Source organism: Pantoea sp. S18 (assembly GCF_045689705.1).
GTDB lineage: Bacteria > Pseudomonadota > Gammaproteobacteria > Enterobacterales > Enterobacteriaceae > Pantoea > Pantoea symbiotica.
Map to the genome: position 1 here is coordinate 673,420 of NZ_CP142688.1, position 24,876 is coordinate 698,295.

Below are 24,876 nucleotides of genomic sequence, written 5' to 3' on the forward strand. Positions count from 1 at the left end.
AAACTCCTTATTCCAGCCACAGCAGGGCATCGCCCGGACTCACCGGACGTCCTGCCTGGCAGGCAATGCGTTTCACCGTGCCTGCCTGCGGCGCGACAATCGCCAGCTCCATTTTCATCGCTTCCACGATGATCAGCGTTTGACCGGCTTCCACTGCATCGCCCGGCTGCACCAGCACTTTCCAGATGTTGCCGTTCATATCGGCGCACACCGCCAGCGCATCGTCATCGGCCTCAACTACCTCGAGATTTTCCTCGCTGGTGAGCGGCGCGTTCTGCTCTTCCTGCGCCCACAGCGTCACTTCCTGCTCGAAGGCGGTGGACTGACGCTGACGGAAATCGCTGATCGACGCGGCGTTTTCCGCTAGGAATTGATGATGAGCGGCGAAGTCGAATACCGTTTCTTCGATGCGCACCGTGGCGCGGCCTTCACGGAAGTCATCGCGCAGCTGCGTCAGTTCGTCTTCCGTTACCGGGTAGAAGCGCACCTGATCGAAAAAGTGCAGTAGCCACGGCTCGTCGTCCGCGAACTGTTCGTTCTTGAGGAACTTGTTCCAGATTGGCAGCGTGCGGCCTACCAGTTGATAGCCGCCGGGTGAGTCCATGCCGTAGATGCACATGTACATGCCGCCAATGCCGACCGTGCCTTCGGCGGTAAAGGTGCGCGCCGGGCTGTATTTGGAGCTCAGCAGGCGATGGCGTGGATCGATCGGCACCGCGCACGGCGCACCGAGATAGACATCGCCGAGGCCGAGAATCAGATAGCTGGCATCGAAAATGGTGTCGCGCACCGCTTCACGGCTCTCTAAACCATTAATACGCTGGATAAAGTCGACGTTATTCGGTAGCCACGGCGCACTGGCACGCACGGTTTCTTGATAGCGTTCGACCGCGCCGAGCGTGGCGCTGTCTTCGAAGGCCATCGGCATCCAGACAATGCGCGACGGCACTTTCAGCTGGCTTACATCGCCGAGCCCGGCTTCCAGTTCCAGCAGCAGCTGCATCAGCTGTTTCTGGCTGAGAATCAGGCTGTCGTAGCGCACCTGCAAAGAGCGCACGCCCGGCGACAACTCTTCCACGCCCGGCACCGCGCGTTCACGCAATGCATTCATCAACAGATGCACGCGCAGACGCAGCGCCAGATCCAGCACGTTGTCGCCGTACTCAATCAGCACATATTTGTCGCCCGCCTGGCGATAAACCGCCGCTGGCGTGGTTGCCGTGGCGGGGAGCGCCGCCAGCAAGGTAGCGGAACCGATAGCGCTGGCCGCTAAAGAGGGCACTTCGAAGGCTGGCGCGTGGCTGCTGCGCAGGGTTGCCACGCTGTGCGCCTGGGCTTTTTCCAGCGCCACCGCTTCGTCGGCGCTGATCGGGTGGAAGCGGATTTTATCGCCCGGTTTCACCTGGCCAACTTTCCACAGCTCAGCTTTGGCGATGGTTACCGGGCAGACGAAGCCGCCGAGGCTTGGGCCGTCGTGCGTCAGGATCACCGGGAAGTCGCCGGTGAAGTTCACCGCGCCGATGGCGTATTCGCAGTCATGCACGTTGGAGGGATGCAGACCAGCTTCACCACCGTTGGCGCGCGTCCACGTTGGTTTCGGGCCCACCAAACGCACGCCGAGGCGGTTGGAGTTGTAGTGCACCTGCCAGTCGCTGGCAAAGAACTCATCAATCGCCGCCTGGGTGAAGAAATCCGGTGCGCCGTGCGGTCCATACAGCACGCCGATGCGCCATTCCGTACCGTAATGCGGCACCAGCGCATGATCGAGCGCCTGCGGTGCGCTGACCGGCGCGGGCGTGGTGCAAGCGGCGAGCTGCGGCTGGGAGATCGGCAGCATGTCGGCGACGCGCAAGGTGCGTCCGGCGTGGCCGCCAAACTGGCCGAGCGAGAAGGTGGAGCGGCTGCCGAGATATTCCGGCACATCGAACCCGTTGCGCACCGCTAAGTAGGTGCGACAGCCGCTCTGCGCGCGGCCCAGCGTCAGCGTTTGTCCTGCTTTGACGCTAACGGGCTGCCAGTACGCAATGCTTTCGCCATCGACGTCGGCTGGGCAATCGGCGCCAGTTAAGGCAATCACCGCATCGCTGTGGAAGCGCAGCGTGGGGCCTTGCAGAGTGAATTCCAGACCAGCAGCGCTGTCGTGGTTGCCGACAATGCGGTTGGCGAGGCGGAAGGCGAAATCGTCCATTGGTCCGGACGGCGGCACGCCAATATCCCAGTAGCCGAGGCGGCCAGGGAAATCCTGAATGCTGCTGAAGGTGCCGGGTTGCAGCACTTCAATCACGCTGGCGGCTGGCGTGAAGCTATCAAGGAAGCGCGTCCACACTTTGCCGCTGCGGAAGGCGTCGGTGGCGACGATCTGGCGCAGATAATCAAGGTTGGTGGCGATGCCATGCAGTTGGGTGGCGGCCAGCGCCTGCTGCATCTTTTCCAGTGCCGCTTCGCGCGTGTCGGCATGCACGATAAGCTTGGCGACCATCGGATCGTAATACGCCGAGACTTCGGTGCCGGTATCGATCCAGCCATCGACGCGCACATCATCCGGGAAACAGACGCCGGTCAACACGCCCGGACTTGGCTGGAAGTTTTTCAGCGGATCTTCAGCGTAGATACGTACTTCAATCGATGCGCCTTGCGGAGCCTGTTGCAGACGCGCCCAGTCGATGGCATCGCCAGCGGCCACTTTCAGCATGCACTCGACTAAATCGAGGCCGGTAACGCATTCGGTGACCGGATGCTCAACCTGCAGACGGGTATTCACTTCGAGGAAGTAGAAGGCATCCTGTTCGGCGTCGTAGATATATTCCACCGTTCCGGCGCTGCGATAATTCACCAGCTCGCCAAGGCGCACCGCAGAGGAGAGCAGCGCTTCACGCGTTGCCTGCGGCAGATTCGGTGCTGGCGTCTCTTCAACCACTTTCTGGTTGCGGCGCTGCAACGAGCAGTCACGTTCGCCGAGCGCGATCACTTTGCCACTGCCGTCGCCAAAAATCTGCACTTCGACGTGGCGCGCGCGGTCGATGCAGCGTTCTAAAAACACGCCTGCATCACTGAAGAACTGCTCGCCCAGACGGCGCACGCTTTCCCACGCATTAACCAGCGCATCGGCGTCGGCGCAGCGCGTCAGGCCAATGCCGCCGCCGCCCGCGGTGCTTTTCAGCATCACCGGATAGCCGATGGTGTCGGCGGCGCTCAAGGCTTCTTCCAGCGAACTCAGCAGCGGCGTGCCCGGCGTCATCGGCACGCCCGCGCTGGCAGCTAACTCACGCGCGCGGTGTTTCAGGCCAAACTCGCCAATCTGTTGCGCGGTCGGGCCGACAAAGGCGATGCCGGCTTTTTCACAGGCATCGGCAAACGGCAGGCTTTCTGACAAGAAACCGTAGCCCGGCCAGATGGCTTCCGCGCCGGTTTCCTGTGCGGCGGCGAGGATTTTATCGATACGTAAATAGCTATCGCTGGCTTTGTCGCCGCCGAGGGCGATGGCGACGTCAGCCTCTTTGACGTGGCGCGCGTTGCGATCGGCATCGGAATAGACGGCAACGCTTTTCACGCCGAGGCGTTTTAAAGTGCGGATGGCGCGGCAGGCGATTTCGCCACGGTTAGCAATCAGAACGGTGCTGAACATGCTTATTTACTCCCCTGAGATGCCAGCCAGTTGCGCCAGCCGCCAAATTCGGTAATTTCCAGCGCCTGCGACAGCACCGCCGGTTCACAGATAAAGCCTTTGACGATGCGTCCGTCGGCCAGCGTCAACGAGCCAATGCCGAGCGGCGCCGGGATTTCCGCCACGAACTCGCCAAAGCGCGCTAGCGGGATATCCCACAGTTCCACGGTGATCGCCGCACCGCTTTCGCCACGCAGCAGACCCGGCTTCTTAATCGGGCCATCGAGCAGGGCGAACAGGCGGTAATTGCTGGCGGTTTGTGTCTCTTCTACTAAAACTGCCTGGCGTGTAGTGAGCTGGAAGTTGAGCGGCATGCCGGTGAGGTGCGCGCCCACCACCGCCACGCGGACGTGATCGGCGGAAACCGGCAATGCGTCTTGTTGAGCAGGCTGCGCTTTGCCGGTGGCACCGAGCGGCAGCGCCATCTGCTGCTGCCAGCGCAGACCAAAACCGGCCAGCGCACGATCCTGCCAGGCAGGCGCAATCAGCGTGATGCCGGCAGGCAAACCATCGGCGCGGAAGGGCGCAGGCAGCGCCAGCGCGCTGAGATCGGCGAGGTTGGTGAAATTGGTGTAGGTGCCGAACTGCGAGTTGTAATGCACCGGCTCTTGCTGCATTTCGGCCAGCGTATGGATGGTTGGCGAGGTGGGCACCACCAGCGCATCGAACTGCGCCAGCGTTTGCTGAATCTGGCGCGTCAGTTCGGCGCGCAGATATTCCGCCTGATAGGCTTCGACCGCAGTGTATTTCAGGCCGCTGCTGACGATGCCGTACACCACCGGATCCATCTCTTCTGGACGATTGATCATCTCGCCCACCGCCACGGTGCGCTCGGCAACCCACGGACCGTAATAGAGCTGCTCGGCTAATTGATGGAACAGGGAAAAATCGATCGGATGCAGCGTTGCGCCGCCAGCCTGCAATTGCTCCAGCGCCGCCAGCCAAGCGGCTTCGGCCTGTTTGTCGCCGAAGAACTCGGGCGTGGCGGGAATGGCGAAATCGGGCTGCGCTTTGAAGCTGGCTGGTGCGGTGTGCGGATTGCTGCGCGAATAGGCATCGCCCGCGTCATAGCCGCCCGCTGCCGTAGCCACCGCGAAGGCATCTTCGACCGTTAACGCGAACACGGAAATGGTGTCATTGAGGCGGCAAGCCGGTACCACACCGCTGGCGGAGAACCAGCCTTTGGTCGGCTTGAGGCCAACGATGTTGTTGAAACCGGCGGGCACGCGGCCCGAACCGGCGGTGTCGGTGCCGAGCGAGAAGCCCACCAGACCGCGCGCCAGTACCGAAGCCGAACCTGAGCTGGAGCCGCCGCTGACGTAATCAGGATTGAAGGTGTTGCTCACCGCGCCAAATGGCGAACGCGTGCCGACTAAGCCGGTGGCGTATTGGTCGAGGTTGGTTTTGCCAATCACCACCGCGCCTGCTGCTTTGAGCTGCGCGACAACAAAGGCATCGGCTTCGGCGGTGTAGGTGAAGGCCGGGCAGGCGGCGCTGGTCGGCCAGCCGGCGACATCAATATTATCTTTTACCGCAAATGGCACGCCAAACAGCGGCAGCGCCGCCGGATTGCGCTGATAGCTCGCCAGCAGCGGTTCAGTTTGTGCCTGCAGCTGCGCGGGCGTGGCGAGATAGAGCCAGGCGTTATCCTGCGCGTCGATTGCGTCGAGATGGGCCGCCAGCAAGGCGGTAATTTGTTGTGGATCCTGTTGGTAACTGCGTTGCCAATCCTGGAGCGTAAAGCCAAAGGTCGATGCCATGAGTGAATTCCAACTGGTATACAAGATGGAATTCAACAGAGCAAGGCGCGTGCCATTTTTGTAAGCCGATGAAACCGCGTAGTTAATTGATGTGTAATAAGTTTTTCTGATGATAAATTGCACAACGGCGGCGCAAAGGCTGCGCAATGGCGGTGCGCGAGCGTAAATTTTGTGAAGAACATGGCAAGAGCCGGTTGGCCTGGTTAGCATGAAGGATGTCTGGCATGAGCTGGATCGCAGCACTGAGAGGAGAGCGTAATGGAGAAGTGGCGTTACTGGATGCTAGGGATCTGTCTGGTCAGCACGGCCAGCAGCGTATGGGCCGATTCGCTGGATCAGCAGCGACAGCGCTATGCGCAAATCAAGCAAGCCTGGGATAACAAACAGATGGACCAGGTGACGCAGCTGATGCCGACGCTGCAGGATTATCCGCTCTACCCATATCTGCAATATCGCCTGCTGGCGCAGGATCTCGATCAAGAGACGCCGCTGGCGGTGAAGAACTTTATTCAACAATATCCCACGCTGCCACCGGCGCGCTCGCTCTCAACGCGCTTTGTGAATGTGCTGGCGAACCGTCAGGATTGGCAGGGCGTGCTCAGCTTCAGCCCGGAGGAACCCAAGCCGGTGCAGGCGCGCTGTAACTGGTATTACGCCAAGTGGGCCACCGGCCAGCAGCAGGCGGCATTTGCCGGTGCGAAAGAGATTTGGCTGCGCGGCACCGCGTTACCCAACGACTGCGACAAGCTGTTCTCGGTATGGCAGGCCAGCGGACAACTCTCGCCGATCACCATCCTCGAGCGCATTCGTCTGGCGATGAAAGCCGGTAACGACAGCCTGGTGAATTACCTGGCGAAAATGCTGCCGGCGGATTATCAAACCACCGCCAGCGCGCTGATTGCGCTGCAGCAGAATCCGCAAACCGTCACCAGCTTTGCCAGCACCATGGGGCCAACCGATTTCACCCGCATGGCGACCAGCTACGCTTTCGCCCGCGTGGCGCGTGAGGATATGGACAATGCACGCATGATGATCCCGCAGCTGGTGCAGGCGCAGAAGATGAGCCAGGCCGATGAGCAGGATCTGAAAGAGACCGTGGTGTGGCGCATGATGGGCGCGGATCTCACCAGCGAGCAGGCGCGCTGGCGTGATGCGGTGGTGATGAACAGCGAATCCACCGCGCTGGTGGAGCGTCGCGTGCGTTTGGCGCTGAGCCAGAACGATCGTCGTGGTCTCAATACCTGGATCGCGCGTTTGCCGGTGGAAGCCAAAGAGAAAGATGAGTGGCAATACTGGCAGGCCGATCTGCTGATTTCGCAAGGCCGCAAAGAGGAAGCCAACGATATTCTGCGTAAGCTGATGCAGGCGCGCGGCTTCTATCCGATGGTCGCGGCGCAGCGTTTGGGCGTGGAGTATCCGTTGCAGGTCGATCAGGCACCGGCAGCTGACAGCAGCGTGACGCAAGGTGCGGAAATGGCGCGCGTGCGTGAGCTGATGTATTGGGGATTGGATAACCTGGCGCGCAGTGAATGGGCCAATCTGATCTCCAGCAAAACCCGTTCGCAGCAGCAGATGCTGGCGCGTTACGCCAACGAGCAGGATTGGTGGGATCTCAGCGTGCAGGCCACCATCACCGCGAAAATGTGGGATAGCCTGAAAGAGCGCTTCCCGCTGGCGTGGCAAAACCTTTATCAGCAATACACCAGCGACAAAGGCATTCCGCAAAGTTATGCGATGGCGATTTCGCGTCAGGAGAGCGCGTGGAACCCGAAAGCGCGTTCACCGGTGGGCGCCAGCGGATTAATGCAGGTGATGCCTGGCACGGCGACGCATACCGTGAAGATGTATAACATTCCCGGCTATGTGAACAGCAGCCAGCTGCTGGATCCGCAGACCAATATTCAGATCGGGACACAGTATCTGGAGTACGTCTATCAGCAGTTTGGTCAGAACCGCATCTTCTCTACGGCCGCCTATAATGCCGGTCCGGGACGCGTGCGCAGTTGGCAGAAAACCAGCGGCGGTAATCTGGATGCGGTGGCGTTTATCGAAACCATTCCGTTCTCAGAAACGCGTGGCTACGTGAAAAACGTGCTGGCCTACGATGCCTATTACCGCTACTTCATGGGCAAGCCGGACAAGATTCTCGCCGACAGTGAGTGGAATCGCCAGTATTGACTGTGCTATGCTTCCGTACTCGTTAATGAGTACGGAAGCCCTTCATGAGCCAACCCCTTTCTTCCCAGCCGGAATCGGCTCAGCCTGTTGAAGATAACTGGCTGCGTTTTATCGAACTGATGCAAAACGCTTTTGCCGATGGCGTGGCGCTGCCGTTATTACAACTGATGATGACGCCGGATGAACGTGAATCCTACGGGACGCGTTTGCGCATTATTGAAGAGTTGATGAGTGGCGAGATGAGCCAGCGTGAACTGAAGAATGAGTTGGGCGTGGGCATCGCCACCATTACGCGTGGCTCTAACAGCCTGAAAGAGGCGCCGCCAGAGCTAAAACGCTGGCTGGAAGCGCGTCTTGGCCGCGATTAACGCTGGCTGTAGAGCTGATGCGTGAACGGACACAGCGCCAGAATCAACGCCTGATGGTAGACGCTGGAGCGGCTCAGCAGGCCGTGGGTTAAGGCTCCAATCGCGCCGCCTTTGTGTTTGATATTCTCCACGCCGGTTAAGCGTGCCATCTCATCACCCAATTCATGCCCGGCAGCTAAGCCTGCCACGACGATCGGCGGCAGCGTAAAGCTGGCCGAACGTGATTCACCGCGCTGCTGCGCGTTTTCAATCACCATCCACGCAAAGGCGCAATCGCCTTCAATACCCGCTTCAATCGCCACCCAGTAATCGGCCTGTGGACGCGCCTGAAGCGCGTTCTCTACCCGCTGGCGTGCGCCAGTTCGCGTTTCAACATCACTAAGTGGCTGGGCTGCGACGCCGCTCTCGACCTCAACCCCTTCGATGTGGCAGGATCCTTCGCCGAAAACGTCGTTGAACGCCTGAGCAATCGCGCGAATTTTTGCCGGGTTGATGGTGGCTGCGACAACATGGTACATAATTGTTTGAACCCTCGAGGCAAATTTGTCGCAGTATAACGGAAATTAAGCATGCTACAGGTCTATCTTGTTCGTCACGGTGAAACGGTATGGAATGCGGCCCGACGCATTCAGGGGCAGTCTGACAGCCCGTTAACGGAAAAAGGTGAGCAGCAGGCACATCAGGTGGGCGAGCGGGTGAAATCGCTGGGCATTACTCACGTGATTGCCAGTGATTTGGGACGTACGCGTCGTACGGCAGAGATTATCGCCGACGCGTGTGGCTGCACCGTTACGCTCGATGCGCGGCTGCGCGAGTTGAATATGGGCTGCCTGGAACAACGTCCACTCGACGGCTTGACCGAAGAAGAGGAAAACTGGCGCAAAACGCTGGTGGATGGCACCACCGCTGGACGTATTCCGGGTGGCGAATCGATGGCGGAAATGGCCGCGCGTATGCACGAAGCGCTGAATGCGCTGCTCGAGCTGCCTGCAGGTAGCCGTCCGCTGATTGTCAGTCACGGTATGGCGCTGGGCGTGCTGGTTAGCACCATTCTCGGTTTGCCTGCGCATGCGGAACGTCGTTTGCGTCTGCGTAACTGCTCGATTTCACGTGTGGATCATCAGCAGAGCGCGTGGCTGGCGGCCGGTTGGGTGGTTGAGACGGCGGGCGATGTGTCGCATCTGGATGCGCCTGCGCTGGATGAGTTGCAGCGCTGATCGGACGTTGTAAATAAAGAGGTCGCCATGAATGGCGACCCTACGAAATCATGCAGTTCTGCGCTAAGGTCGCCATGAATGGCGACCCTACGACGATTAATGGTTCTGCGGGCGAATCGGAATCAGGTATTCGCAGCGGATTTCCGTTGGCGGCTCGCTACGCTTCTTACCACCGTGCGTGAAGAAACGCTCGATATCCTGTCCCTGACGACGCACTAATCCCAGCGTCGGCATGCAGGTGCCGTACAGCAGCAGGATGAATTCACCCAGCGCGCTGCGCGCACCGTTGTAGGTGAACTGCACGTAATCTCCTGCTTCCAGCACTACGCTCTGATTCGACTGCATGCTTTTTGCCAGCTGGTCGGCGGGCACCGCAGTGGTGTAGAGAATCTCCTGCTCATCATCCTTTTCATGGCTGGCACGCACCTGATGCAGACCATACAGCACCGGCGGCACCGTGTCGGTTTCCAGCAGGAACTGCTTCCAGAAATGCATGCGCATCTCATCGCGATAGCTGGAAATCTGCTCCAGCGTGCAGGAGTAACTCTGCGTTTGGCCGACCAGCACCGTTTCAGGCAGCGTAACAAACTGCGCTTCCGGAATGCTGTTATCGTCGAGACGAATCGGTGGGCGAATGCCAAACGAGTTCCACTCCGATGAGCGACGATACCAGGCGGGCGTTTGGTTGAACTGCTTTTTAAACGCACGGGTAAACGTCTGCTGCGAATCGAAGCGATATTGTAGTGCGATGTCGAGGATGGGGCGGCTGGTCAGGCGTAGCGCCACCGCGGCTTTCGACAGCCGACGCGCGCGAATATACGCACCAATCGCGTGGCTGGTTACTTCCTTGAACATCCGCTGCAGATGCCACTTGGAATAGCCTGCTTTCTGCGCAACGTTATCTAATGAAAGCGGTTGATCCAGATGGCTCTCCAGCCAGACAAGCAAATCGCGAATGATACCGGCTTGGTCCATAAAACATCCTCATAACTCTCTGGTGGCGCAACTATGAAGTCGTCGAATAATAGCACGAAATGCACAAAAGCGTGGGGGCGGTTTGCTAATCGAGTGTGCTAAGTCAATGCGGGTTAAAACCCGTTTAGGTTTGGTTCTGTGTTCGATTGACAGTACATTACATTCTCATCTATTCGATTGGCAATGGTAACTCAATGACAATAGCTCGTATTCTTATAATCACGTTGGCAACATATGTATTCAGTGCTGGCGTTCAGGCCGAAGAGATCGGCTCGGTAGACACGGTATTCAAGATGTTTGGCCCCGATCATAAGATCGTGGTGGAAGCCTTCGATGACCCGGACGTAAAAAATGTAACCTGTTATATCAGCCGGGCAAAAACCGGCGGGATCAAAGGCGGATTGGGTTTGGCGGAAGATACGTCCGACTCGGCCATTTCCTGCCAACAGGTTGGGCCGGTAGAGCTTAGCGATAAAATCGCACAAGGCAAGGCGCAAGGTGAAGTGGTGTTCAGGAAACGCACATCGCTGGTGTTCAAGAAGCTGCAGGTGGTGCGCTTCTTTGACCAGAAACGCCATGCGCTGGTGTACCTAAGCTATTCCGACAAAGTAGTGGATGGATCGCCGAAGAATGCGCTGAGCGCCGTGCCGATTATGCCGTGGCATTAATGCAGACATAAAAAAACGCCCTGACGGGCGTTTTTTCTTTCAACTCTTAATCCTGCAGTTCGCCGCAGAAGCGGTAACCTTCGCCGTGAATAGTGGCGATGATTTCAGGCGTGTCTGGCGTGGATTCGAAATGCTTACGGATGCGGCGGATGGTGACATCCACGGTACGGTCATGCGGCTTCAGCTCGCGGCCGGTCATCTTTTTCAGCAAGTCACCACGCGTTTGAATTTTGCCTGGATTCTCACAGAAGTGCAGCATGGCGCGGAATTCACTGCGCGGCAGCTTGTACTGGTCGCCGTTCGGGCTGATCAGTGAGCGGCTGTTGATATCCAGCTCCCAGCCATTAAAGCGATAGCTTTCAACGGTACGGCGCTCTTCGCTTGGCATCGCCAGATTCATGGTACGCGACAGCAAGTTGCGTGCACGAATCGTCAATTCACGCGGGTTGAACGGTTTGGTGATGTAATCATCGGCACCGATTTCCAGACCGAGGATTTTATCCACTTCATTATCACGGCCGGTCAGGAACATCAGCGCGACGTTTGCTTGCTCACGCAGTTCGCGTGCCAGCAGCAAACCGTTTTTACCTGGCAGGTTGATATCCATAATCACCAGGTTGACGTCATTTTCCGTCAAAACCTGATGCATCTCGGCGCCGTCGGTGGCTTCATAGACCACGTAACCTTCTGCCTCAAAGATACTTTTGAGGGTGTTACGCGTGACCAGTTCGTCTTCAACGATAAGAATGTGCGGGGTCTGCATGTTTCGCTACCTAAAATTTGCCAACAAATCGAAAACAGGGCGTACGTCGGTTACGCTATTTTGCTGCAACCGGTATACGAAATAATCTTCGGAATACACCATCCATCTACGTCAACTTCAGTGTTAGCTCAGCCAGTCAGGATGGATATTTGCACGCCCCGAGGATATCGGACAGGCGCTCATCCTAACCGTATTAACAGCAACCTAACAGCACCAACAACAACCGATAAGCATAAAAACAACGCTTCGTTGACTTATATCAAATGCAAGTGTAGCACGTTAACACTTTTATGAAAAACTTCTCCAGGATTGCTAGTTTAGCTCACAAAATGCAGCATTTTTGCTACATTTATCCCTTATACAACCAAAACTAAAACACGCAGGAAATTATATTTCAATGATATGAAAGAAAAGGGTTTTATATTAAATAAGTCATATAATTTTGCTTATGCCTGCTAATTTCCACTACAGCTGGATTTATCCCTCTTTTAACATCATTAACATCTTATTTTCTCTGCTAGCCGCAGTTGGTATTTTCTCTCCTGCATGCCAACATAATGCGAGTTGTTAACAGTTCGATGGAAAAATCATGCATTTCCCCTTAATCCTTGTCTCTCCCGCCCGTCCGGAAAATATCGGTGCGGCTGCCCGCGCTATGAAAACCATGGGTTTTAGCGAGCTGCGCATTGTCGCCAGCGATGCCTGGCAAGATCCGGCAGCACGCCGCGTGGCGCACGGCGCCGGTGAGATCCTCGATAACGTCAAAACCTACGCCACGCTGAGCGAGGCGCTAAAGGATGTCGATTTTTCCGTGGCGACCACCGCGCGCAGCCGTGCGAAATTCCGCTATTACGCCACGCCTGCGCAGGTTGAAAACATCCTGCAGGAGAAGCGCCAATGGCTGAGCCGCATCGCGCTGGTGTTTGGCCGTGAAGACAGCGGTTTAACCAATGAGGAGCTGGAGCAGGTCGATCTGTTGACCGGCATTCCGATGGCCAATGATTATCCGTCGCTGAATCTCGGTCAGGCGGTGATGGTATATTGCTATCAACTGTCAGCGCTCAATCAGATAGCGGCTGAAACCGCGGAAGTGGCGAATGAGCTGCAGTTGCAGGCATTGCGCCAGCGCTTCCACCAGTTGCTGGTTAAGCTGGATGTCAGAGATGACGTCAAAATGGCCGACTGGATCGATCAGCGTATTGGCCTGCTGGAACAGCGTGACAGCGCCATGCTGCATCGCTTGTTACATGACGTAGAAAAAAAACTTATAGATAATTGCTCGGATAAATCCTGAGTTGCTAGTGACTGATGCGGGAATCCGCCGCATCTCCTGAACGATCGCAATAATTTTTGCTTCAGCAAGCGCAGCACTGCGCAGCGCCAGGGATTGCGCGGCTAAGACAAATTCGTTGACTTAACGTGCGCTTTGCTTTACTTCTGGAAGGCAGACGGACAAGACAAAGACAGACAGAAAAAAATCTAAATGCGTAAACTCAGCCTGAACACCACAATTATTATTACCACCACCATTACCACAGGTAACGGTGCGGGCTGACGCATACAGGAAAAACAAAGAAAAAAGCCCGCACCTAAACAGTGCGGGCTTTTTTTTCGGCAAAAATTCAGGAGAGCTTTAACTATGCGAGTGCTGAAATTCGGCGGAACCTCAGTAGCCAATGCGGAACGTTTTCTCCGTGTGGCGGACATTCTGGAAAGCAATGCACAACAGGGACAGGTTGCGACCGTACTCTCTGCACCAGCAAAAATTACCAATCATCTGGTGGCGATGATTGAGAAAACCATCAGCGGCCTGGATACATTGCCGAATATCAGCGATGCCGAACGTATTTTTGCCGACCTGCTGCAAGGCTTGCGTGACGCGCAGCCGGGCTTTGATTACGACGGACTGAAAACCCGCGTTGAGCTGGAGTTTGCGCAGCTGAAACAGGTGCTGCATGGCATCAGCCTGCTGGGCCAATGCCCGGACGCCGTTAATGCTGCCATCATCTGCCGTGGCGAGAAGCTGTCGATTGCCATTATGGAAGCGCTGCTGCAGGCGCGCGGCCACAAAGTCACCGTGATCGATCCGGTGGAGAAGCTGCTAGCGATTGGTCATTACCTCGAATCCACCGTTGATATCGCCGAATCCACGCGCCGCATCGCCGCCAGCCAGATCCCAGCCGATCACTTTATCCTGATGGCCGGTTTCACCGCCGGTAACGAGAAAGGCGAACTGGTGGTGCTGGGCCGTAACGGCTCTGACTATTCCGCTGCGGTGTTGGCTGCGTGTTTGCGCGCTGACTGTTGTGAAATCTGGACCGATGTTGACGGCGTTTATACCTGCGACCCGCGTCAGGTACCCGATGCGCGCTTACTGAAATCGATGTCATATCAGGAAGCGATGGAGCTCTCTTACTTTGGCGCCAAAGTGCTGCATCCGCGTACCATCGCACCCATCGCCCAGTTCCAGATTCCTTGCCTGATCAAAAACACTGCTAACCCACAAGCGCCGGGCACCTTAATCGGTGGCGAAGGCGAGCTGGATGAAAATCCGGTTAAAGGCATCACCAACCTGAATAACATGGCGATGTTCAACGTGTCAGGTCCGGGCATGAAAGGTATGGTTGGCATGGCGGCGCGCGTTTTCGCGGCGATGTCACGCACCGGTATTTCAGTGGTGCTGATTACCCAATCCTCTTCAGAATACAGCATCAGCTTCTGCGTACCGCAAAGCGAGCAGGCGCGTGCGCGTCGCGTGCTGGAAGAGGAGTTCTATCTGGAGTTGAAAGATGGCTTACTCGATCCGCTGGACGTGCTGGAACAGCTGGCGGTGATCTCGGTGGTCGGCGATGGCATGCGCACACTGCGCGGCATCTCGGCCAAATTCTTCTCGGCGCTGGCGCGTGCCAATATCAACATCGTGGCGATTGCGCAGGGTTCTTCTGAGCGTTCCATCTCGGTGGTAGTGAGCAACGACGAAGTCACTACCGGCGTGCGGGTGGTGCATCAGATGCTGTTTGCCACCGATCAGGTAATCGAAGTGTTCGTGGTTGGCGTTGGCGGTGTCGGCGCGGCATTGCTGGATCAGCTGCATCGCCAGCAGACATGGCTGAAACAGAAGCATATCGATCTGCGTGTGTGTGGTATCGCTAACTCGCGTGCGCTGTTAACCAACGTGCACGGTATCGATCTCAGCAACTGGAAGGCAGAACTGAACGAAGCCAAAGAGCCGTTCAATCTCGGTCGCCTGATGCGTTTGGTGAAGGAGTATCATCTGCTGAACCCGGTGATCGTCGATTGTACTTCCAGCCAGGCGGTCGCCGATCAGTATGCCGATTTCCTCGCCGAAGGTTTCCACGTCGTCACGCCGAACAAAAAGGCCAACACCTCGTCGTGGAATTACTACCAGCAGATGCGTGCAGCGGCAGCGAAATCGCGCCGTAAATTCCTTTACGACACCAACGTTGGCGCCGGTTTGCCGGTGATCGAAAACCTGCAAAACCTGATGAATGCCGGTGATGAACTGATCAAGTTCTCCGGTATTCTGTCAGGCTCGCTCTCCTTTATCTTCGGCAAGCTTGATGAAGGCGTTTCACTGTCGGAAGCGACCAAAATGGCGCGCGAGATGGGCTTTACCGAGCCGGATCCGCGTGACGATCTTTCTGGCACCGATGTAGCGCGTAAGCTGCTGATTCTGGCACGTGAAGCGGGGCATCAGCTGGAACTCAGCGATATCGAAATCGAACCGCTGCTGCCTGACAGCCTGACCAAGATCGCCGACGTTGAGCAGTTTATGGAACGTCTGCCGGAACTGGATAACGCCTTTGCCGCGCGCGTTGCCAAAGCGCGTGACGAAGGTAAAGTATTACGCTTCGTCGGCGCGATTGAAGAGGGCGGCGTCTGCAAAGTGAAGATTGATGCGGTGGACGGCAACGATCCGCTGTACAAAGTGAAAAACGGTGAGAATGCGCTGGCATTCTACAGCCGCTACTATCAGCCAATCCCGCTGGTTCTGCGTGGATATGGTGCAGGGAATGATGTCACAGCAGCAGGCGTGTTTGCTGACCTGCTGCGTACGCTGTCGTGGAAGTTGGGAGTTTGATGATGGTAAAAATTTATGCACCGGCCTCGATAGGTAACGTCAGCGTCGGCTTTGATGTGCTTGGCGCGGCGGTTTCGCCGGTGGATGGTACCTTGTTGGGTGACTGCGTTTCCGTCGAAGCCGCCGACAGCTTTAGTCTGGTGAACTCCGGGCGCTTTGTCAGCAAATTGCCAACCAATCCGCAGGAGAACATCGTTTATCAGTGCTGGGAGCGTTTTTGCCAGGCGATTGGTAAGCAAGTTCCGGTGGCGATGACGCTGGAAAAGAATATGCCGATCGGTTCCGGACTCGGTTCAAGCGCCTGTTCGGTGGTTGCCGGTTTGATGGCGATGAACGAATTTTGCGGTAAACCGCTCAACGATACCGAACTGCTGGCGCTGATGGGCGAGCTGGAAGGGCGTATTTCCGGCAGCGTACACTTTGATAACGTTGCACCGTGCTTCCTTGGCGGCGTGCAGCTGATGATTGAAGAGAACGGCATCATCAGTCAGGACGTGCCGTGCTTTGATGAATGGCTGTGGGTGATGGCGTACCCGGGGATTAAAGTCTCCACCGCCGAAGCGCGCGCCATTCTGCCGGCACAGTACCGTAAAGAGGATGCCATTAAGCACGGTCGCCTGCTGGCGGGCTTTATTCACGCCTGTCATACGCGTCAGCCTGGGCTTGCGGCTAAACTTATGCAGGATGTTATCGCTGAGCCGTATCGCACCAAACTGCTGCCAGGCTTCGCCGATGCGCGTAAAGCGGCGCAGGATATTGGCGCGCTGGCCTGCGGCATTTCGGGTTCCGGCCCGACACTTTTCGCCGTTTGCAACGAGATGGCAACGGCACAGCGGATGGCGGACTGGCTGAGCCAGCACTATCTGCAGAATGAAGAAGGTTTCGTCCACATCTGCCGTCTTGATACGGCTGGCGCACGTAAATTGGGATAACGCATGAAACTCTACAACCTTAAGGATCACAACGAGCAGGTTAGTTTTGCTCAGGCCGTTAAACAGGGCCTCGGCTCGCAGCAAGGGCTGTTTTTCCCGCTCGAACTGCCGGAATTCGAACTAACCGATATCGATGCCATGCTGGAGATGGATTTCGTCAGCCGCAGCAGCAAAATTCTCTCTGCCTATATTGGCGATGAAATTGCGGCGCATCAGTTGGCCGAGCGCGTGAAAAACGCCTTTGCTTTCCCGGCGCCAGTGGCGAAGGTCAGCGATGATGTGGCTTGCCTCGAGCTGTTCCACGGTCCAACGCTGGCGTTCAAAGATTTCGGCGGCCGCTTTATGGCGCAGATGCTCTCCTATGTGAGCGGTGCGGATGAGCAGATCACCATTCTGACCGCCACGTCCGGCGATACCGGCGCAGCGGTGGCGCATGCCTTCTACGGCATGGAAAACGTGCGCGTGGTGATTCTCTATCCGCAGGGCAAAATCAGCCCGCTGCAGGAGAAACTGTTCTGTACGCTGGGCGGCAACATCGAAACCATCGCGGTTGAAGGCGATTTCGATGCATGCCAGGCATTGGTGAAACAAGCGTTTGATGATGAAGAGCTGAAGAAGGCGATTGGCCTGAACTCGGCGAACTCCATCAACATCAGCCGTCTGCTGGCGCAGATTTGCTACTACTTCGAAGCGGTAGCGCAGCTGCCACAAGAGAAGCGCAATCAGCTGGTGGTGTCGGTGCCGAGCGGAAACTTCGGTGACTTAACGGCTGGCCTGCTGGCGAAATCATTGGGTCTGCCAATCAAGCGCTTTATCGCTGCGACCAATGCTAACGATACCGTGCCACGCTTCCTCGGCAACGGTGCATGGCAGCCAAACGCCACGGTTGCAACGCTGTCGAACGCCATGGATGTCAGCCAGCCAAATAACTGGCCGCGCGTGGAAGAGCTGTTCCGCCGCAAAACCTGGCGTTTGACCGATCTGGCGTACGGCGCTGTAACGGATGAAACCACCAAATCCACCATGCGCGAGCTGGCTGAGATTGGCTACATCTCTGAACCGCATGCGGCGATTGCTTATCGACTGCTGCGCGACAACCTGCAGGAGGGCGAATATGGCCTGTTCCTCGGGACTGCGCATCCGGCGAAGTTCAAAGAGAGCGTGGACGAGATTTTAGGTCAGGATCTGCCGCTGCCGAAAGAGCTGGCCGAGCGCGCCGATTTGCCGCTGCTGTCGCACAATCTGAAAGGCGATTTCGCGGAACTGCGCGCGTTTTTGTTGAAGTAATGTAGGGTCGCCATTCATGGCGACCTCGATCAAGCCGCCATCATGGCGGCTTGCTTATTTCTGTTCGCGGCGCTTAAACACCAGCTCATTATCTTTGCTTTCTGCCGCGTCAAAGAAATACCCATCCACATCGAACTTCTTCAGCTGCGCTGGCTTGGTCAGGCGGTTCTGAATCACATAGCGGCTCATCAATCCGCGCGCTTTCTTGGCGTAGAAGCTGATGACTTTAAACTTGCCATTCTTCTCATCCAGGAACACAGGCTTGATCAATTCGGCGTTGAGTTTCTTCGGCTTGATGGCTTTGAAATACTCATCGGATGCCAGATTGATCAGCACGTCGTCGCCTTGCTCCGCAATCGCTTCGTTTAACTTCTCGGTCAGCAAATCGCCCCAGAAGCCGTAGAGATCTTTAGCGGCCGGATTCGCCAGTTTAATGCCCATCTCCAGACGATAAGGTTGCATCAAATCGAGCGGACGCAGCAGACCGTATAACCCGGACAACATGCGTAGATGCTGCTGGGCAAAATCAAAATCGTTGTCGCTAAAGGTTTCGGCCTGCAAACCGGTATACACATCGCCTTTGAACGCCAGAATTGCCTGACGCGCGTTCTCCAGCGAGAAGGGCGGCTGCCATTGGTTAAAACGATCGGCATTCAGGTGCGCCAGCTTGTCGCTGATGCCCATCAGTGAGCTGATCTGTGACGGTGAAAGATCGCGCGCAACGTCAATTAATTGGTGTGATTTTTCTAACAGCGCCGGTTGGGTAAAACGTTGTGTCGCCAGCGGGCTTTCATAGTCCAGTGTCTTCGCTGGCGAGATAACCATCAGCATCGTGTACGTCCTCTTTGACCCGCAGGTTTATCAGGGAATTGAAGGGAAAAATGTCGCAAGGAGTGTAGCAAAAAAGCGGCATGGATCGGCAAATCGCTCCCATTTGTTAGCGCTATCGTAAAGGGCACTTCGTGGTGTTGCGCCGTCACTTGTGCGTGATATTATCGCAACAGCCTTTTACACCCTGACAGTCAACCTAAGAGAAAGAGAACCATGACGGACAAACTTACTTCCTTGCGTCAGCTGACTACTGTGGTCGCCGACACCGGTGATATCGCGGCAATGAAGCTTTACCAGCCGCAAGATGCGACCACCAACCCTTCTTTGATTCTCAACGCCGCTCAAATCCCTGAATACCGCAAACTGATTGACGAAGCCATTACCTGGGCGCGTCAGCAGAGCAGCAATAAAGAAGAACAACTGGCGCTGGTATCTGACAAGCTGGCCGTCAACATTGGTCTGGAAATTCTCAAACTGATCCCAGGTCGCATCTCGACTGAAGTGGATGCGCGTCTCTCCTACGACACTGAAGCGAGCATCGCTAAAGCGCGTAGCCTGATCAAATTGTACAACGATGCTGGCATTAGCAATGACCGTATCCTGATCAAACTGGCGTCAACCTGGCAGGGTATCCGTGCTGCTGAGCAGCTGGAAAAAGAAGGCATCAACTGTAACCTGACGCTGCTGTTCTCCTTCGCGCAGGCGCGTGCGTGTGCCGAAGCCGGCGTGTTCCTGATCTCTCCATTCGTTGGCCGTATCCTCGACTGGTACAAGCAGAACACCGATAAAAAAGAGTACGCAGCACACGAAGATCCAGGCGTGGTGTCTGTGGCTGAAATCTACAACTACTACAAGCAACACGGCTATGAAACCGTGGTGATGGGCGCGAGCTTCCGTAACGTTGGCGAAATCATTGAGCTTGCGGGCTGCGATCGTCTGACCATCTCTCCGGGCCTGCTGAAAGAGCTGGCTGAGAGCGAAGGTACCGTTGAGCGTAAACTGAGCTACACCGGCGAAGTGAAAGCGCGTCCAGCGAAGATGACCGAAGCTGAGTTCTTCTGGCAGCACAACCAGGATCCAATGGCCGTTACCAAACTGGCTGAAGGTATCCGCAACTTTGCCATCGATCAGGGCAAACTTGAGAAGATGATCGCCGAACTGCTGTAAGGTGCCAGGCCGTGGCGGCGACAGGCTGCCACGGTTTTACGTTTTTCCCCCGCTTCCTGTATTATCCTTTTACTTCCCACGTCATTTGCTGCCTTGCAGCCAACCACAGCGATAACTCTATGGATACTTTACGAATTGGATTAATTTCCGTTTCCGATCGTGCTGCTAACGGCATCTATCAGGATCAGGGCATTCCGGCGTTAGAGAGCTGGCTCGCCGCCGCGCTGGCTACGCCGTTTGAAATCGAAACGCGTTTAGTGCCGGATGAACAACCCATGATTGAGCAGGCGATCTGCGAGCTGGTCGATGAGCTGTTCTGTAACCTGGTGCTCACCACTGGTGGTACCGGACCGGCGCGACGTGATGTGACGCCGGATGCCACGCTGGCGGTCGCCGACCGTGAAATGCCGGGCTTCGGCGAGCAGATGCGTCAAATCAGCCTGCAATTTGTGCCGACCGCCATTTTGTCGCGTCAGGTTGGCGTGATTCGTAAGCAGTCGCTGATCCTTAATCTGCCGGGACAGCCGAAATCGATTAAAGAGACGCTGGAAGGGTTGAAAGCGGAAGATGGAACGGTGAAAGTGCCAGGGATTTTTGCAGCTGTACCTTATTGTTTACAGCTGCTGGAAGGGCCCTATGTGGAAACACATGCCGATGTGGTAGCAGCTTTTCGCCCGAAAAGCGCCCGTCGTGAGACAAATGACTAAAAATCGGCATTTTCAGGCATAAAATCCAGCGGCACTGGTGTGGCAAAATATTGACGGTATAGTAATTCAATCTTTACATAAGTTGTTTTGCCTCTGGATACCGCTGGATTATGGATACGCACGCAACGCGTCGACTCAACGGACAGGATTACAAAACCCTGTCGCTGGCCGCCCTTGGTGGGGCGCTGGAATTCTACGACTTCATTATCTTCGTCTTCTTTGCCGCTGTGATCGGAGAGCTGTTCTTCCCGCCTGACATCCCTGAATGGCTGCGTCAGGTGCAGACCTTCGCCATCTTTGCTGCCGGTTATCTGGCGCGTCCGTTGGGCGGCATCATCATGGCGCACTTTGGTGACAAAGTAGGGCGTAAGAAGATGTTCAGCCTCAGTATTCTGCTGATGGCGCTGCCGACGTTAGCAATGGGTGCATTGCCCACTTATGCCAGCATCGGCATCGCTGCGCCGTTGTTGATGCTGCTGATGCGCGTGCTGCAAGGCGCGGCTATTGGCGGTGAAGTGCCAGGCGCGTGGGTGTTTGTCGCCGAACATGTGCCCGAGAAACGCATCGGTTTTGCCTGCGGCACGCTGACGGCGGGCTTAACCGCAGGCATTCTGCTCGGTTCACTGGTGGCAACGGTGCTGAACACCACGCTATCGCCTGCTGCGATTCGCGATCACGGCTGGCGCATTCCTTTCTTCCTCGGCGGGGTGTTTGGCCTGCTGGCGATGTATCTACGTCGCTGGCTGCATGAAACGCCGGTGTTCCAGCAGATGCAGCAGCGCAAAGCGCTGGCAGAAAAAATGCCGCTGCAAACCATCCTCGCCAGTCATAAGCGCGGCATTGTGATTTCGATGCTGCTCACCTGGCTGCTGTCAGCCTGCATCGTGGTGGTGATTTTGATGGCGCCAACGCTGATGCAGAAACAGCACGGCATTCCTGCAGCGCTCAGTCTGCAAGCCAACAGCTTCGCCACCATTATGCTGCTGCTGGGTTGCGTTATCGCCGGATGGCTGGTGGATCGCTTTGGTGCGGCGCGATCGCTGATGGTCGGCTCATTATTGCTGGCGATCGGCAGCTGGAACTTCTTCCATCAACTGGGCAGCACGCCGGAAATGCTGTTTGTCTGGTATGGCTTAGCGGGCCTAAGCGTTGGCGTGGTAGGCGTGGTGCCGTTTGTGATGGTGCGCGCGTTCCCGGCGGCGGTGCGCTTTACCGGCATCTCGTTCTCTTACAATGTTGCTTACGCGATTTTTGGTGGCCTGACGCCAATTAGCGTGACGCTGATGATGAGCCTGACGCCAATGGCACCGGCCTGGTATGTGCTGGCGCTGGCGGTGATTGGCTTTATGGTGGGCATTTGGCTGTGGCGCGATAGCCGTCAGCAGCATGCGCAGTTGGATATGTCGCTGCACTCGTCATAAGGCAAAAAGCGGAGCCAAACAGCTCCGCTTTTTCTTTTCTTACTCGCCAATCGGCAATACCGTGCGGCCAAATTTTTCGTTCAGCACTTCGCCCATCGCCAGATAGAACGCGCTCGATCCGCAAATAATGCCAATCCAGCCAGCAAAGCGCAGCAGCCCCGCGTTATCGGTCAGATGGCCGATGGCCAGCAGCGCAAACAGCAGCGTCAGACTGGCGAAGATGAACTGCAGCATTTTCGGCGACTTCAGCGTGCCGAAGAACAGGAACGCGGTGAACACGCCCCACAGCGCGAGATAGGCGCCAAGGAAGTGGCCGTCGGCTGCCTCTGCCAGTCCAAGTTTCGGCAGCAGCAGAATCGCCACCAACGTTAACCAGAAGCTGCCGTAAGAGGTAAAGGCGGTCAGCCCGAAGGTGTTGCCTTTCTTATACTCCAGCAGCCCGGCAAAAATTTGCGCGATGCCGCCGTAGAAAATACCCATCGCCAGGATGATCACATCCATCGCAAACAGGCCAGTGTTGTGTAAGTTGAGCAGGATGGTGGTCATACCGAATCCCATCAGGCCCAACGGGGCGGGATTCGCCAGCGTGGTGTTGCTCATAATTCCTCAGAAGCAGCGTTGAAGATGTTGTTAGTGTTTTACCCGCGCAAACCGCTGAGGCCACGAGGCGCTGCATAATAAGCGGCCTCATTTTGGTCAACTTTGATCTGAATCGACCAGAGAATGAAATTTTTTTTAGTTTTAACCCTTGATGCGCATCGAACCGGCCCCATTTACTTGTCATCGAGCGTTGTGAGGCAGCAAAAAAAGCCTGCTTCAGCAGTTGAAAGTGGTCAGTTTGACCGCATCTCTGTTTCACAACCCTAATTGGCAAAGAATTTAAGTGGGAGATGTTTAGATGGGTAAGATTATTGGTATTGACTTGGGTACAACCAACTCATGTGTTGCAGTTATGGATGGTGGTAAAGCGCGCGTGCTGGAAAACGCCGAAGGCGACCGCACCACGCCGTCGATCATTGCGTATGCACAGGATGGCGAAACTCTGGTTGGTTCACCGGCTAAACGTCAGTCTGTGACCAACCCGCAGAATACTCTGTTTGCGATTAAGCGCCTGATTGGCCGTCGCTTCCAGGACGAAGAAGTACAGCGTGATATTAAAATCATGCCTTACAAAATCATCGGCGCGGATAACGGCGACGCATGGATTGATGTGAAGGGCCAGAAAATGGCACCACCACAGATCTCGGCCGAAGTGCTGAAAAAGATGAAGAAAACCGCGGAAGATTTCCTCGGTGAAGCTGTAACTGAAGCGGTTATTACCGTTCCAGCTTACTTCAACGATGCGCAGCGTCAGGCGACCAAAGACGCCGGCCGTATCGCAGGTCTGGAAGTAAAACGTATCATCAACGAACCAACCGCAGCAGCACTGGCTTACGGTCTGGATAAAGGTCAGGGCAACCGCACCATCGCGGTATACGACCTGGGCGGCGGTACTTTCGATATCTCAATCATTGAGATCGATGAAGTTGATGGCGAGAAAACCTTTGAAGTTCTGGCAACCAACGGTGATACCCATCTGGGTGGTGAAGACTTCGATAGCCGTCTGATTAACTATCTGGTGGCCGAATTTAAGAAAGATCAGGGCATCGATCTGCACAACGATCCGCTGGCGATGCAGCGTCTGAAAGAAGCGGCAGAGAAAGCCAAAATCGAGCTCTCTTCAGCGCAGCAGACCGACGTTAACCTGCCGTACATCACGGCGGATGCGACCGGTCCTAAGCACCTGAACATCAAAGTAACGCGTGCGAAGCTGGAATCTCTGGTTGAAGATTTGGTATCTCGCTCAATCGAGCCGCTGAAAGTGGCTCTGCAGGATGCGGGTCTGTCTGTTTCAGACATCAACGACGTGATCCTGGTGGGCGGTCAAACGCGTATGCCAATGGTTCAGGCCAAAGTGACTGAGTTCTTCGGTAAAGAGCCACGTAAAGACGTGAACCCGGACGAAGCGGTAGCCGTTGGTGCTGCGGTTCAGGGCGGTGTGTTGGCAGGTGAAGTGAAAGACGTTCTGCTGCTGGACGTTACCCCGCTGTCGCTGGGTATCGAAACCATGGGCGGCGTTATGACTTCGCTGATCAGCAAGAACACCACCATCCCAACCAAGCACAGCCAGGTGTTCTCGACTGCTGAAGATAACCAGTCTGCCGTGACCATTCACGTGCTGCAGGGTGAGCGTAAGCGTTCAGGCGATAACAAATCACTGGGCCAGTTCAACCTCGACGGTATTCAGTCTGCACCGCGCGGCATGCCGCAAATCGAAGTGACCTTCGATATCGATGCGGATGGTATCCTGCACGTGTCGGCGAAAGACAAAAACAGCGGTAAAGAGCAGAAGATCACCATCAAGGCGTCTTCTGGTCTGAACGAAGAAGAGATCGAAAAAATGGTGCGTGACGCGGAAGCGAACGCCGAGTCTGACCGTAAGTTCGAAGAGCTGGTTCAGACCCGTAACCAGGGCGATCAGATTTCGCACAGCACCCGTAAGCAGCTGGACGAAGCAGGCGACAAACTGTCTGCAGAAGACAAAGCGCCAATTGAAGCGGCGTTGACCGAGCTGAACACCGCGCTGAAAGGCGAAGACAAAGCGGACATCGAAGCCAAAATGCAGGCATTGATGGAAGTGTCCAGCAAACTGATGGAGCTGGCACAGCAGCAGGGTCAGGCAGCTGATGCAGGCGATGCAACTGCACAGAAAGATGACGACGTTGTCGACGCTGAGTTCGAAGAAGTTAAAGACAAAAAATAATTGCCCCTGACCGGGCGCGACGGCTGGCCTGAC

The 24,876-nt window shown here is 56.1% G+C and carries 20 protein-coding genes and 1 other annotated feature; of the genes, 13 read left to right on the forward strand and 7 right to left on the reverse strand.

Annotation, left to right across the window (positions count from 1 at the left end; translation table 11 throughout):
- Nucleotides 1-7: 7 nt before the first annotated feature.
- Both uca and atzF read right to left on the reverse strand, forming a co-directional pair.
- Nucleotides 8-3,625, reverse strand: coding sequence for an urea carboxylase (uca, locus tag VIJ98_RS03045; RefSeq protein ID WP_323272213.1), 3,618 nt, complete (start codon nucleotides 3,623-3,625; stop codon nucleotides 8-10).
- Nucleotides 3,626-3,627: 2 nt separating this feature from the next.
- Entirely contained in the window at nucleotides 3,628-5,424 is a 1,797-nt protein-coding gene (gene atzF / locus VIJ98_RS03050) for an allophanate hydrolase (RefSeq protein ID WP_323272216.1), read from the reverse strand.
- 258 nt (nucleotides 5,425-5,682) lie between these two features.
- Between atzF and sltY the strand changes: the two genes are divergently transcribed.
- Together sltY and trpR are read left to right on the forward strand one after the other, a co-directional pair.
- Nucleotides 5,683-7,602, forward strand: a complete 1,920-nt coding sequence (gene sltY / locus VIJ98_RS03055; protein ID WP_323272218.1) for a murein transglycosylase — start codon at nucleotides 5,683-5,685, stop codon at nucleotides 7,600-7,602.
- 44 nt (nucleotides 7,603-7,646) lie between these two features.
- Nucleotides 7,647-7,970: a trp operon repressor gene (gene trpR / locus VIJ98_RS03060; RefSeq protein WP_008108696.1), complete on the forward strand. Its 324-nt coding sequence runs from the start codon at nucleotides 7,647-7,649 to the stop codon at nucleotides 7,968-7,970.
- Here the strand turns inward: trpR and yjjX are convergent.
- The gene (yjjX, locus tag VIJ98_RS03065) at nucleotides 7,967-8,488 is read right to left on the reverse strand and encodes an inosine/xanthosine triphosphatase (protein ID WP_323272221.1); all 522 of its coding nucleotides are present in this window, start codon (nucleotides 8,486-8,488) and stop codon (nucleotides 7,967-7,969) included. The two genes, trpR and yjjX, sit on opposite strands and share 4 nt — an antisense overlap.
- A 51-nt stretch (nucleotides 8,489-8,539) precedes the next feature.
- Between yjjX and gpmB the strand changes: the two genes are divergently transcribed.
- Nucleotides 8,540-9,187 carry a 2,3-diphosphoglycerate-dependent phosphoglycerate mutase GpmB gene (gene gpmB, locus VIJ98_RS03070; protein ID WP_061718168.1) on the forward strand — a complete coding sequence of 216 codons (648 nt, stop codon included), beginning with the start codon at nucleotides 8,540-8,542 and terminating at the stop codon, nucleotides 9,185-9,187.
- A gap of 96 nt (nucleotides 9,188-9,283) precedes the next feature.
- Here the strand turns inward: gpmB and robA are convergent, their stop codons facing one another.
- Nucleotides 9,284-10,162, reverse strand: coding sequence for an MDR efflux pump AcrAB transcriptional activator RobA (gene robA, locus VIJ98_RS03075; protein ID WP_008108690.1), 879 nt, complete (start codon nucleotides 10,160-10,162; stop codon nucleotides 9,284-9,286).
- 194 nt (nucleotides 10,163-10,356) lie between these two features.
- Between robA and creA the strand changes: the two genes are divergently transcribed.
- The gene (creA, locus tag VIJ98_RS03080; RefSeq protein WP_008108688.1) at nucleotides 10,357-10,830 is read left to right on the forward strand and encodes a protein CreA; all 474 of its coding nucleotides are present in this window, start codon (nucleotides 10,357-10,359) and stop codon (nucleotides 10,828-10,830) included.
- 46 nt (nucleotides 10,831-10,876) lie between these two features.
- Here the strand turns inward: creA and arcA are convergent, their stop codons facing one another.
- Entirely contained in the window at nucleotides 10,877-11,593 is a 717-nt protein-coding gene (gene arcA, locus VIJ98_RS03085) for a two-component system response regulator ArcA (RefSeq protein ID WP_008108686.1), read from the reverse strand.
- 589 nt (nucleotides 11,594-12,182) lie between these two features.
- Here arcA and VIJ98_RS03090 point away from each other — a divergent pair.
- The 5 genes from VIJ98_RS03090 (at nucleotide 12,183) to thrC (ending at nucleotide 17,914) form a co-directional block, all read left to right on the forward strand.
- Complete coding sequence (locus VIJ98_RS03090; protein WP_323272225.1) at nucleotides 12,183-12,887, forward strand: tRNA/rRNA methyltransferase; 705 nt, start codon at nucleotides 12,183-12,185, stop codon at nucleotides 12,885-12,887.
- Nucleotides 12,888-13,076: 189 nt separating this feature from the next.
- The gene (thrL, locus tag VIJ98_RS03095) at nucleotides 13,077-13,148 is read left to right on the forward strand and encodes a thr operon leader peptide (RefSeq protein ID WP_071531027.1); all 72 of its coding nucleotides are present in this window, start codon (nucleotides 13,077-13,079) and stop codon (nucleotides 13,146-13,148) included.
- Nucleotides 13,084-13,206, forward strand: a sequence feature (Thr leader region). It overlaps the preceding gene by 65 nt.
- Nucleotides 13,207-13,232: 26 nt before the next feature.
- A complete protein-coding gene (gene thrA, locus VIJ98_RS03100; protein ID WP_323272227.1) occupies nucleotides 13,233-15,695 on the forward strand; it encodes a bifunctional aspartate kinase/homoserine dehydrogenase I in 2,463 nt (820 codons plus the stop codon).
- 2 nt (nucleotides 15,696-15,697) lie between these two features.
- Nucleotides 15,698-16,627, forward strand: a complete 930-nt coding sequence (gene thrB / locus VIJ98_RS03105) for a homoserine kinase (protein WP_008108677.1) — start codon at nucleotides 15,698-15,700, stop codon at nucleotides 16,625-16,627.
- Nucleotides 16,628-16,630: 3 nt separating this feature from the next.
- Entirely contained in the window at nucleotides 16,631-17,914 is a 1,284-nt protein-coding gene (thrC, locus tag VIJ98_RS03110) for a threonine synthase (RefSeq protein ID WP_008108676.1), read from the forward strand.
- A gap of 54 nt (nucleotides 17,915-17,968) precedes the next feature.
- Here the strand turns inward: thrC and yaaA are convergent, their stop codons facing one another.
- Nucleotides 17,969-18,745 (reverse strand): peroxide stress protein YaaA, encoded by a 777-nt coding sequence (gene yaaA / locus VIJ98_RS03115; RefSeq protein WP_323272229.1) that lies wholly within the window; start codon nucleotides 18,743-18,745, stop codon nucleotides 17,969-17,971.
- Nucleotides 18,746-18,958: 213 nt separating this feature from the next.
- On the opposite strand from yaaA, the gene tal reads away from it, so the two are divergent.
- The 3 genes from tal to VIJ98_RS03130 all read left to right on the forward strand — a co-directional run bounded on the left by tal (nucleotide 18,959) and on the right by VIJ98_RS03130 (nucleotide 22,040).
- Nucleotides 18,959-19,912 (forward strand): transaldolase, encoded by a 954-nt coding sequence (gene tal, locus VIJ98_RS03120; protein WP_061718163.1) that lies wholly within the window; start codon nucleotides 18,959-18,961, stop codon nucleotides 19,910-19,912.
- Between the two features lie 119 nt (nucleotides 19,913-20,031).
- Nucleotides 20,032-20,619 (forward strand): molybdopterin adenylyltransferase, encoded by a 588-nt coding sequence (mog, locus tag VIJ98_RS03125; protein WP_154154282.1) that lies wholly within the window; start codon nucleotides 20,032-20,034, stop codon nucleotides 20,617-20,619.
- A gap of 110 nt (nucleotides 20,620-20,729) precedes the next feature.
- Nucleotides 20,730-22,040 carry an MFS transporter gene (locus VIJ98_RS03130; RefSeq protein WP_061718159.1) on the forward strand — a complete coding sequence of 437 codons (1,311 nt, stop codon included), beginning with the start codon at nucleotides 20,730-20,732 and terminating at the stop codon, nucleotides 22,038-22,040.
- Between the two features lie 39 nt (nucleotides 22,041-22,079).
- Here VIJ98_RS03130 and satP read toward each other — a convergent pair whose 3' ends face one another.
- Nucleotides 22,080-22,640 carry an acetate uptake transporter gene (gene satP, locus VIJ98_RS03135; protein ID WP_008108667.1) on the reverse strand — a complete coding sequence of 187 codons (561 nt, stop codon included), beginning with the start codon at nucleotides 22,638-22,640 and terminating at the stop codon, nucleotides 22,080-22,082.
- A gap of 298 nt (nucleotides 22,641-22,938) precedes the next feature.
- Here satP and dnaK point away from each other — a divergent pair, with 298 nt between their 5' ends.
- Nucleotides 22,939-24,843 (forward strand): molecular chaperone DnaK, encoded by a 1,905-nt coding sequence (gene dnaK, locus VIJ98_RS03140; RefSeq protein WP_008108665.1) that lies wholly within the window; start codon nucleotides 22,939-22,941, stop codon nucleotides 24,841-24,843.
- Nucleotides 24,844-24,876 lie beyond the last annotated feature (33 nt).

Excerpts from the sequence above, each read along its gene's own strand:
- satP (WP_008108667.1), bottom strand. The coding sequence starts at position 22,640 with ATGAGCAACACCACGCTGGCGAATCCCGCCCCGTTGGGCCTGATGGGA.
- mog (WP_154154282.1), top strand. The coding sequence starts at position 20,032 with ATGGATACTTTACGAATTGGATTAATTTCCGTTTCCGATCGTGCTGCT.
- gpmB (WP_061718168.1), top strand. The coding sequence starts at position 8,540 with ATGCTACAGGTCTATCTTGTTCGTCACGGTGAAACGGTATGGAATGCG.
- thrB (WP_008108677.1), top strand. The coding sequence starts at position 15,698 with ATGGTAAAAATTTATGCACCGGCCTCGATAGGTAACGTCAGCGTCGGC.
- atzF (WP_323272216.1), bottom strand. The coding sequence starts at position 5,424 with ATGGCATCGACCTTTGGCTTTACGCTCCAGGATTGGCAACGCAGTTAC.
- tal (WP_061718163.1), top strand. The coding sequence starts at position 18,959 with ATGACGGACAAACTTACTTCCTTGCGTCAGCTGACTACTGTGGTCGCC.
- sltY (WP_323272218.1), top strand. The coding sequence starts at position 5,683 with ATGGAGAAGTGGCGTTACTGGATGCTAGGGATCTGTCTGGTCAGCACG.
- creA (WP_008108688.1), top strand. The coding sequence starts at position 10,357 with ATGACAATAGCTCGTATTCTTATAATCACGTTGGCAACATATGTATTC.
- yjjX (WP_323272221.1), bottom strand. The coding sequence starts at position 8,488 with ATGTACCATGTTGTCGCAGCCACCATCAACCCGGCAAAAATTCGCGCG.
- VIJ98_RS03130 (WP_061718159.1), top strand. The coding sequence starts at position 20,730 with ATGGATACGCACGCAACGCGTCGACTCAACGGACAGGATTACAAAACC.
- thrC (WP_008108676.1), top strand. The coding sequence starts at position 16,631 with ATGAAACTCTACAACCTTAAGGATCACAACGAGCAGGTTAGTTTTGCT.
- robA (WP_008108690.1), bottom strand. The coding sequence starts at position 10,162 with ATGGACCAAGCCGGTATCATTCGCGATTTGCTTGTCTGGCTGGAGAGC.
- dnaK (WP_008108665.1), top strand. The coding sequence starts at position 22,939 with ATGGGTAAGATTATTGGTATTGACTTGGGTACAACCAACTCATGTGTT.
- yaaA (WP_323272229.1), bottom strand. The coding sequence starts at position 18,745 with ATGCTGATGGTTATCTCGCCAGCGAAGACACTGGACTATGAAAGCCCG.
- trpR (WP_008108696.1), top strand. The coding sequence starts at position 7,647 with ATGAGCCAACCCCTTTCTTCCCAGCCGGAATCGGCTCAGCCTGTTGAA.
- VIJ98_RS03090 (WP_323272225.1), top strand. The coding sequence starts at position 12,183 with ATGCATTTCCCCTTAATCCTTGTCTCTCCCGCCCGTCCGGAAAATATC.
- thrA (WP_323272227.1), top strand. The coding sequence starts at position 13,233 with ATGCGAGTGCTGAAATTCGGCGGAACCTCAGTAGCCAATGCGGAACGT.
- uca (WP_323272213.1), bottom strand. The coding sequence starts at position 3,625 with ATGTTCAGCACCGTTCTGATTGCTAACCGTGGCGAAATCGCCTGCCGC.
- arcA (WP_008108686.1), bottom strand. The coding sequence starts at position 11,593 with ATGCAGACCCCGCACATTCTTATCGTTGAAGACGAACTGGTCACGCGT.